Annotated in this window: 4 protein-coding genes; all 4 read right to left on the bottom strand. The window is 41.3% G+C overall.

From position 1 onward, the window contains the following. Positions 1 to 20: 20 nt before the first annotated feature. Positions 21 to 11,906, bottom strand: coding sequence for an amino acid adenylation domain-containing protein (locus MHI01_RS00560; protein WP_340982262.1), 11,886 nt, complete (start codon positions 11,904 to 11,906; stop codon positions 21 to 23). Positions 11,907 to 12,178: 272 nt separating this feature from the next. Further along, positions 12,179 to 13,384, bottom strand: a complete 1,206-nt coding sequence (fabD, locus tag MHI01_RS00555; RefSeq protein WP_340982261.1) for an ACP S-malonyltransferase — start codon at positions 13,382 to 13,384, stop codon at positions 12,179 to 12,181. Between the two features lie 364 nt (positions 13,385 to 13,748). Continuing rightward, the gene (locus MHI01_RS00550; RefSeq protein ID WP_340982260.1) at positions 13,749 to 15,014 is read right to left on the bottom strand and encodes a YncE family protein; all 1,266 of its coding nucleotides are present in this window, start codon (positions 15,012 to 15,014) and stop codon (positions 13,749 to 13,751) included. A gap of 175 nt (positions 15,015 to 15,189) precedes the next feature. Further along, positions 15,190 to 16,047, bottom strand: coding sequence for a Cof-type HAD-IIB family hydrolase (locus tag MHI01_RS00545; protein WP_047843448.1), 858 nt, complete (start codon positions 16,045 to 16,047; stop codon positions 15,190 to 15,192). Positions 16,048 to 16,064 lie beyond the last annotated feature (17 nt).

The raw sequence follows: 16,064 nt of genomic DNA, 5'->3' as shown, positions 1-16,064 counted from the left end.
CATTTATATTTTTAGTTATTTTAGAAATCTACTTCAATTAGATCCGCCAGCGTATCCCCATCTATTAATTCTTCAACCAATTGAATCTTGTTGATTTCAATATGAGGGTCTTTGGCAATGGTTGTTAATATGACCAACAGATTTTGTGACATCGCTTCAATCGTTGTTTTCTCAAATAAAATCGTACTGTATTCAAAGGCCACTTCTAACTTGTGTTGCAATTCGGTAACATACAACGTTAAATCGAATTTGGATACTCTCGTGTTTGGTGCATAAGGCTTACAGGTTACTCCATCCATCTGAATCTCTGAAGCATCTGTATTCTGCAATACAAACATGGTGTCAAACAACGGATTCCGCCGAGCATCTTTGGTTATATTCACTTTCTCGATCAATTCCTCAAACGGATAATCCTGATTCTCATATGCGTTCAACATATTTTCTTTCACTTCCAGCAGATACTGCGTAAAAGTTTTATCCCCCGCAGGATAATTTCGAATAGCCAGTGTATTCACAAACATCCCCATAACCGGCTCCAGCTCAGCATGTGTCCTTCCTGCAATCGGCGTGCCCACGATGATATCTTCTTGTCCGCTGTATTTAGATAATAGAATGGTATAGGCGGCTAATAGAATCATATATAACGTTGTTCCTGTCCGTGCTTCCATGTTCCTTAAGCCTGGAAAGATCTCTTCCTGCAAAACAATGTCCAATACATCTCCCGCATAGCATAGGGTTTCAGGTCTTTCGTAGTCTGTTGGCAGATCCAATAGCGGGATACTTTCACCAAACACAGTAAGCCAATACTTCTCCTGCTTTTTCATCCGCTCACTATGAAGTTGCATTTGCTGCCATTCAGCATAGTCCTTATATTGAATTCGAAGAGGAGACAGCTCCTCTCCCTTATAGAACTGGCTAAGTTCAGTCATCAGAAGATGCACGGATAGTCCGTCTGCAATGATATGGTGGAGATCTACCAGCAATACATGACGCTCCTGCTGAAGTTCAATAAGTCCCACCCTCATAAGAGGTGCTTGCCCGAGATCAAATGTGCGAACAAACTGTTCAATTCGATCTTCGATCTCTACTTCCGTTGACTCGATCAATTCAATTCCAAAGTTCACTTTAGGGTATACGATCTGTTTTGGTTCTCCGTGTATGACTTTGAATCCAGTCCGAAGCGATTCATGACGATGAATCAATTGTTGGAATGCTTCTTCCAATCTGGTCCGATCAAGCGATCCTTCCAACATAAACATACCTGACATGTTGTACATGAGTTCCTTGCCAGCTTTGATACTCATAATGTACATTCTCATTTGCGCCGAAGAAATAGGATAATATTCTTTTTCCTCCACTTGAGGAATGGAAACTGATACTTCCTGTTCCATTTGTTCAATAGATTGAGCCATCTGTTCAATGGTCTGCCATTCAAAGACGTTTCTTACCGATATGTGGATATTCAGCTTTTGATTGATTTTGGCGGCCAGCTTGGTCGCACGTAAAGAGTTGCCTCCTACATCAAAAAAACTGTCTTTTACACTGATTTTTTTCACGGCAAGCACATCCTGCCAAATAGGCAGCAACTGTTTTTCCACCCCAGTTCGGGGTTCTATATATTCACTTCCCGTTTGTATGTTTTCTTCTGGACTCGGAAGCGATTTGCGATCGATTTTCCCGTTCGATGTCAGAGGCATGTGATCCAATTGTATAAAGTAGGCTGGTACCATGTAATTCGGCAACACCTTAGAGAGGCTTTGTTTTAACTCTCCCACCGTCAGCGTGGAATCCGCTGTAAAGTATGCACATAACGATTTGTCCCCGTGATCATCCTCATGTGCAATGACGATAACTTCTTTCACACACTCTAGATCTAACAGCGTTGCTTCGACTTCTCCTACTTCGATCCGATATCCGCGAATCTTAATTTGGTGATCCATTCTTCCCAGATACTCGATATGGCCATCGGGAAGCCATCTCACCAAATCTCCCGTTTTGTACATTGTCGCTCCCTGGACAAACGGATCACGTACAAATTTTTCTGCTGTCAGCTCAGGTAAATTCAAGTATCCTCTACCAACCCCATCGCCAGAGATACATAATTCCCCTACGACGCCTACAGGCTGAACTTTGCCATGTTTGTTCAATACATACAGGAGATTATTTCCTAATGTTCGACCAATCGGTAGGTGAGCTCGTTGATTCGCTGTATCCAGGTGTTCTGGAAGTACACGGTATGTCGCAACATCCACACAACATTCTGTTGGACCGTACACATTAATTATGGCTGGCGGCGTGATATGATTGAGAGCAAATAATGATGTGATTTCATTTACACTTTGCTGAGAAAGAGCTTCACCGCCAATGAGCATATATTTTAGCGATATGCCTTGAACGTTTTTTGCCTTCGAAAGCAATTTCAGGTGCGCAGGTGTTCCGTCTGTCAAATCAATTTGGTGGTGCTGATAATAATTCATTAAATCTTGTCCATCCAGTACCGTGTCCTTATCTACAATAAACAAAGCATGTCCTGACAGCAGTGCGCCAAAAATCTGCTTCACAGATGCGTCGAAATAGTAAGGCGCAAGTAAAGCAACATGCAAACCGCTAAGCTGATCATCTATAACTTGACTGTACAACGCTTTAACCAAGTGATGAACCTGACGATGTTCGATCATTACACCTTTTGGCATGCCTGTTGTGCCTGAAGTATAGATCATATAAGCCAACTGCTCGGAATTCCCTTCCGTTTCCAGATTCGACAGATTAGCTGCATAGGTTTCTTCATCGTCCAAATCAATCATTTTTCCATTAAACGATACCAACTGCTTCAAATGCTCCTGCGTGACTAACAACGTTGCCCCCGAATCATGTAGGATGTACCGGATACGCTCTTCAGGAGAATCCGGATCAATCGGTACATACGCCCCGCCTGCTTTTAGAATGCCAAAGATGCCAACGATCATATCAATCGAACGATCTGTCAGAATACCTACAAATTGATCCTGCTGCACTCCCTCAGCTCTAAGCGTATATGCCAACTGATTCGCCCGTTCATTCAATTGACGATACGTCCATCGCTCATTTCCAAAACTAACAGCCAATTGATCAGGTGTCCGTTCCACCTGTGCTTCGAATAACTCCTGTATGGTCTGATCCCGGGAATATTCTATGTTGGTATCATTAAAGTCATATAAAAGAACGTCCTGCTCATGTTCAGACAGCATTTGAATATCGGACAAGGCAATATCAGGTTCGATCACAATGTCTCTGAGGATGTTGAACAGATGTGTTTTCATTCTGTCGATGGTATCCCGTTCAAACAGCTCCGTCTTGTAATTAAAGTGCATTTCCAGACACTCGTTATCATCCTCAACGATGAACATCAGATCATACAACGATACACCGACATTTAATTCTCTAACTTTAAAGCTGCAATCCTGTTCTTGCCGTTGATTCAACGCGGTATTTAAGAAGATATACATCGTATTAAAAAGTGCTGTCCAAGTGGTATCCCGATGTGTGTTTAATTTCTCTACAAGATTGTCAAAAAGATAGTCCTGATTATCCAATGCATCCAGGGATTGTTTTTTAATTTCTTCGAGATAGGATCGAAACGACTTATTCCCCACCGGCTGTGAGCGAATCGCTACCGTCTGGATAAAGACACCTATCATATTCTCGACATCCGGATGGTTTCTTCCTGATGTTGGCGTGCCTACAATCATATCTTCTTGTGCTGTGTATTGATGAAGCAGCACATTATACGCTGCCAATAACACCATAAACATCGTAGTTCCCGTTTGTTTCGCAAGCTTTTCCAGCGACTGCTTCAAATGCTGATCCAACACAAATGACAATCTAGAACCTGCCGAAGTCAGATGAGGTGTACGAACAAAATCAGTAGGCAGATTAAGGTTCGGGAGTTCTCCTTTGAATTGATCCAGCCAATATTTTTCTTGCTGCTTATAAGACTCCCCCGCCAGAAATTCTTTCTGCCAAGCTGTAAAGTCTTTGTATTCAACCTCAATGTCCGACATGCTTCTTCCGTCATACACATCGATCAGTTCATTCGCAAGAATGCCAACGGAATATCCGTCCGATATAATATGATGCATCTCGATGAGAATCTCTGCATGATCATCGTTTACACGAATGAATTCGGCACGTATTAATGGCGCTTTGGAGCAATCAAATGGTTTGGCAAACGCCTTAACATGTTGTTCGAATGAAGCAGAACTTTCCTGAGATCGTTTCACTTCAAAATCAATCGTTGGAGCAATACGCTGGTAAAGCTCTCCATCCATCAGATGGAAACTGGTGCGAAAAGCTTCGTGACGGTGCACGATTTGTTCCAATGACGAAATCAATTTAGCTTCATCGATATTTCCTGTGACCGTAATATGGCCGCACATGTTCTGAAACACACTATTCGGCTCAAATTGATCCAAAAAGTAGATCCGCTGTTGTGCAGATGATGTCTCATAGAATTCCTTGACGTCCAATGCCTTAATCGGAATGAATGTTTCCTCGTTTTCGCCTGTAATCAGACTGGCCAGCTGCTTCAGACGTTGGTTTTGGAAGAATTGAACGATTGAAATTTTGTGTTGAAACTGTTCATGTACCTTGGATAGCATTACTGTCGCCTTGAGCGAGTTACCTCCGAGATCAAAAAAGTGATCATGTCTCCCCACTTGATCGAGGGATAATACGTCCTCCCAGATCAAAGCCAGCTTTTTCTCCACGTCATTGACTGGAGACTCGAATATGGCTGCATGATTAACGTGAGGAAGACGCTCCGTAACAAACCGATTATATATTTCCTGTAATTGGTCCTGTTGCTCGGATGAGAACAACGTCAAAGACGAAATTTCAGCCTCTGGATGACTCACCATTTTTTGCAGCAAACCCTTAAATCCTTCAGACCACAATTTCATCATTTCAGGTCCAATAAGCTCGGTATTGTAATCAAAATCCAGGTACAATTCATGGCTAACATCCGTAATATTAAGAAATAAATCGTAAGAAATATGTTTGATCGGATACGACATGAATCCAGTCTTGATATTTTCAAATTGAAGATGATGAATCGTTCTGTCCATATTGAATAAAATCCGGGTATCCGGTGCAGTCATATGAGCAAGCTGTTCGGATACGAGGGCCAATGGAACATGCTGATGCTTCATGACAAGAGCCAGCGTTTCCTTGAGCTGAAGAACATGGTCTACAACGGATTGCTTCGTTAATAGGGCATGATGAACAGGTATAATGTTGACACAGTTGCCAATCAGCGCATTTTTTCGCATATGAGACTGACCCGCTGTAGGCACGCCGATGACAAGGTGAGACTGCCCTGTTAGTTGATGCAAATATAAATGAAACGCTGCAAACATCGTTACAAATAAACTGCTCTTATTATTGATGCTTAACGTTCGCAATGACTCTGTTAATTGATGATCTAGCTTAATAGAATATCTTTCACCGTCATATCCCTTGGGCACATCATCGGACGGTGCCGTTGGAAGTGTAATGTTGGGATAGGATAAGGAAAATTGTTCTTTCCAGAACTGAATCCCTTCGGTAAATGAGCCTTTTTCATGTTCAAGTCGTTGCCATCTTAAATACGCTCGGAATGGAGTGGCTTCAGGTAATTGAACCGAAACTCCTCGGACCAGAGCAGAATAGGTATGTTCCAACTCTTGAATGAATACAGCAATCGACCAGCCATCAACAACAATATGATGAAATGTCAGCACCATAAGGTATTGATCAGTTGCCTTTTTAAGCAAGGTAATTCTAAATAGAGGTTCCCCAGACTGTAAATCGAAGGCTTCATTTGCATCGGCAGATAACCAATTGGAAATTTCCCGTTCTTGATCCTCACCCGCATATGCTGAGAAATCCAACCATGTACATTGAAGTTCCATTTCGGATATGATTTGTTGTGTTTCACGATCGGCATGAATGACTGTTCTCAGGGCTTCATGACGCTGTGCGATTTGATTCACGGCCTGATCCAGTGTGGAAGGTTTTATTCCACCTGTCATTTTTAAAATAACACTCTGATTTAATGCAGCATTCGCATCTTCCCCATGTAATGAAGTTAAAAATAATTGTTTTTGCTCTAAAGAGAGCGGATATTCCGAAACAGGCGATTCACCAGGGATAAACCCCCACTCGCGTAGTTCATGGATCGTCTCTTTTACGATTCTGATTATCGTATCCATGTCACCCATGGAATGCACAGTTGATATAAAACAGTTACGGCCTTCCCAAATATATAAACCTTTATAAATTAAATGGTAGAAGAATAATTCCATATCTCCAAATGATATAAATCGAAATAAAGATCCATAGTTCACCATTTGCATCGGTACATTCGCTGTTTTGAAAAACGCATTTAATTCTTTTACAAGATAATCTGTTTTTTCATTTAATTCCTTATATAAAGTTTCTGCTTCAGATTGAAGATACTGTAATACCGTTAACATCACTCTCATCGTAAGAGGGTGTGTACAGAAGGTTCCACCCACAAACGTTTTCTTATCTGCGTCGGAAGGGTAAGAACTATCACCAAAGTTCCAGGTTCCACCATCTACCGGATTCATAAATTCAGCTTTACCCGCGACTATGCCAATAGGTAGCCCGCCACCGACCACTTTCCCATACGTAACCAAATCTGCTTGAACCCCAAACCAACCTTGTGCCCCACCCAGACCAATTCTGAATCCAGTGATGACCTCATCGAAAATAAGTGCAATGCCAAACTGTTTCGTGATCTCTCTAAGTTCCCGTAAGAATTGTGTTGGCTGCATATCAGGTCTTCGACTTTGCACCGGCTCTACAAGCACAGCAGCCAATTCATCACCCAGGTTCTGAATCATATCCAGGGATTGCGGATGGTTATAATTAAGAATAATCAAATCTTCCATAGCGCTATTTACAATACCAGGAGCCATGGGCAGCGCAGACGATAAAGCATCCCCAGGATTCGCTACACCCAACACGCCGTCATGTGTACCGTGGTAAGATCCTGAAAATAATACAACTTTGGAACGCCCTGTTGCTGCCCGCGCTAAACGAAGTGCAACCATGACAGCTTCTGTTCCTGAATTATAAAATGCGACACGCTCTACACCTGTCAACTCGGAAATTTTTGCTGCAACATCTCCTGCCAAATCTGACATAGGGCCCAATGGAGGCAATTGTTCCTGGAGGCTGTCTGCTATTACATTTTGAATAAAAGCTGGATTATGACCAAATAGATTTACACCAAATCCCATCGTCAGATCCAAATACTCGTTCCCATCCAGATCCCATAACTTAGATCCCTCTGCACGCGTTGAAATGATGGGATACACCATTTCCTTCCAATACGAGCGAAATCCGGATACATTGCGATTATTCGCATGAACCAAACGTGTTTGGCCTGTTTTTAATTTGGAGCCTTTGGTTCTTGCGGTATACTTTGTTACAAACTGTTCAACATACTGGTTCTGAAGCGGTGATAATCCGCTCTCTTCATGAATCTTCAACGATTGATACGGTATAAAAGGTTTAGCTTCCTTTGATTCCGAATTGGGTTGGATCTCTTTGGTTGGTTTGGTTTCATGATGTTTCATTTCCGGAAGCGGGGATTGAATTGTATTCACTTGCTCGCCTAACAGCACATTCAAACTTTTTAATTGGGACTCCATGAGCTGAATGGCAGACATCACAATTTGTTCCGACACATTCCCTGATGATTTTGCCGTGTTTATATTGTTCACAGATGCCAGATTTTGTTGTTCAGTACGCTCCTGATCGGTTTCATTCTTTATGTTCTCAGATACATCATGTTGTTTTATATTCTCTGACACATACTTAACTAAGGAATTAATATTTGTAAGGGTTTCAAAAAACATTTCCATCGGGATATCCAAACGGAACAGCTCTGAGATCTCCTTCTGAATTTGCACAAGAATGATGGAATCCAATCCCATCTGGAGAAAATGAGCTTGATGATCCAACTCTTCCAACTTCAAACCAGATGCACGACTGATACTTGTTTTAATCTTTAATTCAATATCGTTTGTATTCATCTCCATTTGAACCTCATTCCTCTCTGACCTATGTCCCGCTGGTATCGTGTGTTTGACTTCAATCCAACAGCGCTTCTGCTCAAATGGATATAGAGGCAATGGAATTTTCCGAATGACTTCATGATTATAAAACCTTTCCCAATCAATCACTGCCCCCAGTGTAAATAACTGACCGAGTTCATTTAAAGATTCTGCCTTTCCCCGAACATAGAGATGATCGCTAACAAGCGTTTTGTCTTTTTTGGCATAACCAAAATAAACATTTGGCAGTTTACCCTCTCCGCTTGCAATTCGTTTCAATTTTTCATGTAATTCTTGTGTACTCGTGACTACGATGGCAAGTCGATAATCCAGATTAGCCCTTCCCGTACTGGCTGTATAACAGATTTGTTGAATGGAAACATCCGTGTGATCGGTTAGATATTCATGATACGTTCTGACCAATTCATCCAGCGCCCGTTCCGTGGCAGCAGACAGAACAAATAGATTAGGCTCTTGGGACATTCTTTTATCTACGGTTGGGGAAGGAACATATTCTTCGAGAACCACATGCGCATTGGTACCACTGAAACCAAAAGAACTAACCCCGCATCGTAATGGACCCTCTTTTTCACCAAAAGCCATTAATTCCTGATTCACATAAAAAGGTGAAGCTTCAAACTTAAGCAGGGGATTAGGCTTGTCAAAGTGAACCAATGGTGGAATCTTTCTATGTTGAAACATAAGAATAGATTTAATTAATCCAGCGATCCCCGCCGCTTCAAAACCATGTCCAATGTTAGCTTTGGCAGATCCGATTGCACAAAATTGTTTCCGATCCGTATATTTCTCAAAAGCTTTACGCAAAGCATTGAACTCAACCGGATCACCTAATTTTGTTCCTGTTCCATGTGCTTCAATAAAGTTAAGCGTATCAGGAGAAATGCCGGCTTCTTTCCATGCCTGTTCGATCACATTGGTCTGTGACTCCGGGTTAGGTGCTGTGATTCCTACCGTCTTTCCATCCTGATTAATCGCACTTCCCTTAATCACACCATAGATATGATCCCCGTCCTTAATCGCTTGCTGCATTGGCTTCAACATGACCGACCCAACACCTTCGCCAAATCCCGTGCCGTCGGCATCTTCGCTAAACGTTCTCGTCAATGCATCTGGAGATTCCATATCCAGTCCGATACTTATCGGTAATAATGCCGTTCGAATGCCTCCTGCGATTGCCATTTCACAGTCTCCTGCGAGCAATCCTTTACATGCCATGTGAACAGCAACAAGTGAGGAGGAACAAGCGGTATCAATCGTTAAGGCCGGGCCTTTTAAATTCAAGAAATATGCAATTCTGCTCGCCAGTACAGATGGTAAATTTCCAATGATATAATTTTTGAGTTCTGCGGGGTAACTCGCCGTCACGAGCCGTTCGTAATCATACCCAACTTTGGAATACCCCACGTACACGCCCACATTTCTTCCATTGATTCCTTCCCCTGCATACCCAGCATCTTCAATCGTATGCCATGCCGTTTGCAAGAACATCCTTTGATTCGGGTCCATAAATTGTGCAGTTTTTGGAGTTATGCCAAAGAAAGAATAGTCGAATTGATCAATTTGATCCAAGTAACCACCCTTGATCCATTGAACTTCGCTCATTCCACTTCGCATGGATTGTATATAATCCGCTGCGTCTTTTATCCGACTTTCCGGGTAGTCCCGAATGTTATGCGTTCCATTTTCCAAAACACGCCAAAAATCGCTTGCATTTGATGCACCAGGGAGATTCAAAGACATACCGATAATAGCAATATCTTTGGATGGCGTATGATCCTCTTGAGTTTTGTTGACTTGCATGGTCTCGCTGTAGCCTCTAGCCAGATATGTTGCCAATTCAGTTATCGAGGGATAGGTAAAGAGGTCCGTAACAGCAAGCTCTTCTCCGTATTTTTGTTCTATACGTTCAGCGATTTGGGCCAGCTGTAATGAAGTTGCACCCATATCAAAATAGCTATCCTCAAGTTCAACCTTTTTCCCAACCACCACTTCAGAAAATAGTGAAATTAATTCACGTTCTATGACTCGAACCGAAACAGCAGCCTTTCCCTTTGCCTTGTCATTGTCATTCTTAATCCAGTCATGGATGAATGCAGATTCTGTTGAGAATTTGCCTGCTTCATACTGCTTGGCTAACTGATACCGCTGGATTTTCCCACTTGTTGTTTTGGGTAATTTTTTGATGGGCAGTACCTCTTTGACACTCCATCCCCCATGTTTATATAGATGTCTTTTGATTTCTTTAACAAGCGTCAAGAAGTGTTCGATCTTTTTTTTGTACACGACAAACACAATAATTTCTTCACTTTGACTATTCGAATCATACACACCACAAGCAGCAACTCTTCCGAGTTCAATATCATCTAATTGTATGGCGACACGTTCAATGTCATGGGGATATACATTTTTACCATTGATAAAGATAATGTCTTTTTCCCGCCCTGTTACAACCAGTTTTCCATTCATGATGAAACCCAGATCTCCTGTATTCACCCATCCGTCGTGCGTTAATAACTTCTCCGTTTCAAGTGAATTATTATAATAACCTTGGGTGACGTTATCCCCCTTGATTTGAATTTTTCCAATAACCAAATCGGGAACACTGTTCATTTCCTCATCGCAAATTCTAACATGGCAATAATCAATTGCTTCGCCAACGGCAACAAATGATGCTACATGTTCAGCATGTTTCTCGACTTCGATGACACGCTCCCCTAAGTTCAGATGATCCCGGTGAACGTACACCGCAGTAAATTCTTCTTCTACCTTGGGAAAGGAGACGGCAACAGAGGCCTCTGCTAATCCGTATACGGTAAACATGGCTGTTTTCTTTAAGTGATATGCTGACAATACATTTAGGAATTCATCACACACTTCGGGTAATATAGGTTCCGCCCCATTATAGATGACTCTGACAGATGACAGATCCCATCCCTCCGCTTTGTCTTCGCGAAAGAAATTCAGGAAGTATTTATAACCAAAGTTAGGAGAAGACAGTATGGTTGCTTTGTGTTCATTTACTTTTTTCATCCATAGAATCGGTTTGCGAATAAATAATTCCGTTGGGAGCAAGTACTGATGAATTCCTGCCACGAGGGGTACGAGATGAAATCCAATCAAACCCATATCATGGGTAAGGGGCATCCAGGAGAGAAAACTATCGTTTGAACTAATTTGTGTGCCATTAATAGCAGCACAAGTATTATAAATCAGGTTTCGATGGGTGAGCATAACGCCTTTGGGATCACCGGTTGATCCAGAAGAAAATTGAATAAATGCCAAGTCATCAGACTGAGGTTCAACTATATTATTAATAGATTCATAATGATATATGGTATCTTGGATCAGATCCGTTCTGACTTCTAATTGATGATGGAAATCAAGCATGTCATGTTCCAAAACAAATCTCTTCATTTTATCCAGCACCTTCTCAGATGCAATCATGAAAGGGTTATTTAGCAAATTCCAAATACGGCATACTTTCAAGTTTTGTTCTTCATCTTCACCAATACTTACAGGGATAGGGATCATTCCACCGAGTATACAAGCCCAGAATGCAACTAAAAACCGTTTATTTTCTTGAATCTGAAAAATAATCTCTTGTTTAGGTTTAATTCCGATGGCTTGTAGATAACCTAAATACCCTTGTGCCTCAGTAAATAATTGATGATAAGATATAAAAGTTTCACGTTTGTCCGCATCGATAAAACGAATACCGCGGTCCGTTATTTTACCTCTGTCGCGGATAATATCCACTAGTGTTTGAAACTGATTAGTATACATATCTCTCCTCCAAATGAATCATCTCTAACATGCTTATCTAATTATTTACACATATTTCAAGCAAAATTTTACCATAGAAATATATGTAAAATCAATCAGTTTATTGTTACTATATGGTAAAAAATAGAGATTGATTTGTGGGTTATTGACATATTTATTACCAAATATCTGAAGCTTCAACAAGTTCAGATGCATTAAAGGACAAAAAGACTACCTTATAAAAAGGCAGTCTGTTGCTGTAATATAGATCTTGCAAAAGAACAGATCGAGTACTAGATTGCATCAATCAACGCGGTTCCATCCAATGGAATATTTTTTGCTATAATAATGGAATGACATACCTGTAGAGCATCATTTATCTCTTCTTCACTAAGTTCATATTCATTGTTGTTTACTTGTTCCTTTGCCCGTTGTAATTGGTTAAATAATGGCTCAACCGTTTGGGTGTATGATATCGAATCAGGGTTATAATTCCGTGAAATGAGTGCGGTTACTATAAGTTCTGATAACAACTTTTTACGAATCGTTAACCGTTTATTTTTCCTTTCCTGTGTATTTGTAAGCATTAGTAAATCGGAAGGCTGACTTAGCGAGTACGGTATAATACGCTTCGTTATTTTACTCATAAGACTAACTAACACATGTTTAGAACCCAACTCTATAACTTCTGTAACCCCATTTGCAACCAGATAGAGCATAGACTCTGACCATCTTACAGGCATCGTCATTTGCATGGTTAAATAATCCACGACAGATCGATCAGGCTCATAGGGTGCTGCTGTAACATTTGAAATAATCGGGAATTTAGCATGGGCATATTGATATTGATCCAATTCAACTTTGAATTGTTCTGCTGCGGTTTGCATCATGGGAGAATGATAGGGACCACTTACATTGATATAAGAATGTTTCGTTCTCAGGGTTTCTGTCCTTTTAATAATTTCTTGTATAGAGTGCCGATGTCCCGAAATGACAAACTGCTGGTCCGCGTTCACACAAGCCACACAAGCAGGACGCTCGATCGTGGAAACTTGTTCACATATGTTTTGAAGTGTATCTAAATGAATACCTGAAATGGCGGCCATGGTACCTTTCTGATCCGGGTCTGCATTGTGCATGATGATACCTCGTTGTCTTACCAGTTTAATGGCGTCATGAAATGAGAGAACACCTGCGCATACCAGAGCCGAATATTCTCCCAAACTATGCCCAGCCAAATAAGCCGGTTCCATCCCTATTTCTTGCATATACACCTGATATGCTATGACACTAACAGTCAAAAGTGCAGGCTGAGCATTCATTGTCATTGTCAAATCAGCCATGCTACCTTCAAAACATAACTTTCTCAAATCGAAAGAAATGGCATCACTTGCTTCTTCAAATAACTTCTTAGCCACATCGAAGTTATTCCAAAAGTCTCTACCCATCCCAACCATCTGAGAACCTTGTCCAGGAAACAACAGAGCTACATTACTCATCCAGCATCCTCCATGTATCAACTTTATATTTCATGCACTTTGACAACCTAAAACCAATAAATTCCTTGTTTGCAAAATTTATAATAAACTTTTATTAGGAGTTATGCAATAACAAAGTCAAAAGGAGGGGCATCTATTTCTATTAACGGAAAAAAATTCGTGCTTCTTTTTTGGCTCCTTAATGCAAATAGACACCCCCATTGAGGAGATGCCTGTTCCATTCTGATCTGATCATTCAAGACTCACGATTCTCCTTACCTGGAATCCTAACTTGGCATACAGAATTTTCTTTATTCATGGTGATCAGCTGCTCCATTAAGTCTGATGCCGTTATAACTTCTTTCATCCGAACCCCCTCACCTTTCTACGGATTTACACCTACTGCGAACGGACGTGCCCCCACCGGAATAGTAGCAATCACCGTATTTGTTTCGCCATCGATCACAGAAATGGTATTGTCATCTTGATTGCTTATATAAACTCGATTAGTTAACGGATTGGCGCCCGCTCCGTTTGGATTATTCCCGACCGGAACAGTAGTAATCACGGTATTTGTTAATCCACTAATTACTGAAACATTATCCGTGTCTCGATTGGGTACGTAAATGGCATTTGTGGAGGTATTAACCGCTACTTCAGCTGGCGTAACGCCGACTGGAATGGTATCAATGACGGAATTCGTCAATCCATCAATAACGGAAACCGTATTACTGGTAAAATTCGATACATAAATACGGTTGGTGGCTGGATTGACACCTATACGGAATGGATTGACCTGAACGGGGATTGTAGCAATCACTGTATTGGTTACTCCATCGATTACAGAGACAGTATCAGAATTAAAATTAACTGCATAGATCCGATTGGTTAAGGAATTGACGCCTATACCCGTTAAAAAATTGAGTCCAGGAATAGTGATCGCATCAATCACCGTGTTGGTTAATCCATCAATAACGGTTACATCTTCAGTTGTATCCAATGAATTAAAATTTGCTGTATAAACGGCATTGGTTGCTATATTGACTCCTACGTCCCCTGACTCATTCCCAACCGGAATAGAAGCAATTACCGCGTTGGTTACACCATTAATGACGGAAATGGTATTACTGCTTCTGTTTGCGACATATATACGACTCGTTAATGGATTGACATCAATCCCTGCAGGATTCGTCCCCACAGGAATGGTAGCAATGACCGTATTCGTATCGCCATTAATGACGGAAACATCGTTACTATTAAAATTGGCTACATATATGCGGTTGACTGACGTATTATCCCCCTCTATATCAAGTTCGGAAGAAACTAATCGATGTGCAGCAACAAGCTGGCCGTTTTCATTTTTGCCCCACACGGAAATCTCTGTCTGCTCTATAGCTACACCTTCAACTGTAAAGACAAATTCAAATGCATCAAGATTGGCAAAATAAGTTCTTGTCACTACCTGATCCGGATCAATTGAAATCTGCTCGCTGACATATAAAGTCCTCGTAGAGGTCAGATTATACCCTTGTATCAAAACAACGGATCCATCCAGAGAATTCCTGTTATCAATTTTAACGGTAACTTGTTGTGTTGGCCGTACATCACTGACGGCATTATTCTCGATAGGTCCGGTTGATAGAATGGCCATTTCGATTCTCTCCTTCACTTAGATGTTATGGTTTGATTAGAACCCTTTTGTAAAAATATAAATTGATCTGTTTAAACCAAAAAAAGACCCTGCAATAATATATGCAGGGTCTATAATAAGGTTTGGGACAAAGGGTGTACGTATTAACTGTTTTCCAGATTGCCTCATTTCTTTATCAAGTGATCAATCCGTACTTCACAAAACTATGATACAATCCATCTTCCTCGACTGTTCCAGTAATATCATCTGCAATGGCTTTCAGTCCAGGCTTCGCATTACCCATGGCAATTCCGATGTTACAAAATTCCAACATCTCGGCATCATTCATGCCATCACCGATGGCAAATGTATCTTCTTGGGACATGCCCAGATGCTTCAGCAAATCGGCGATTGCAATGGCTTTGTGAATGCCAGGGATCATCAGTTCACCACTTCCTTCACCAAAGATCGGCACAGTGCACTGAATGACTTCGAATTTCCCTTCAAACTCTTGCTTGATCCGCTCAAACGGGATGGCTGAGCTCTCCAAGAAACATACTTTGTTCACGTCATCCTTGTACAGGTCGGCCTCTCCATACGTCAATCCGGCAATAAACGGGTGCGGTTTCAGCTCCTTCTTCTCTCTGGCTACAGGGTCATTCTCCACATCGCCATAGATACGGCGTTCCAGGTGAGGTTGAAGATTGCTACTCGCATACAATGCCGAATTGGATTCAAGGTAAAAGTCAATGCCGTTTTCATTGAAAAAATCGACCATATGTCGAACATCTTCTGCTGTTACCCTTTTGTGATATAACACGTCCTTGCCAAACTCCACATAACCCCCACCTGCACCAATCAGACCATCGAATCCGACATCCCAGATGGAATCATAAATTTCTGCTTTGGATCGGCCTGTACATAAATAGAGCAGATGTCCGTTCTCTCTGGCCTGTTTACAAGCCTTCTGTGCTGACAACGGAATACTTCCGTCATCATCTACCAGTGTGCCATCAATATCAATAAAAACAATTTTTCGCTTCGTTTCGTTCATCTGTCTAGCCCCCATCA

It is taken from the genome of Paenibacillus sp. FSL M7-0656, assembly GCF_038003225.1.
Taxonomy (GTDB): Bacteria; Bacillota; Bacilli; order Paenibacillales; family Paenibacillaceae; genus Paenibacillus; species Paenibacillus amylolyticus.
This window is presented reverse-complemented; position numbering and strand designations above follow the sequence as displayed.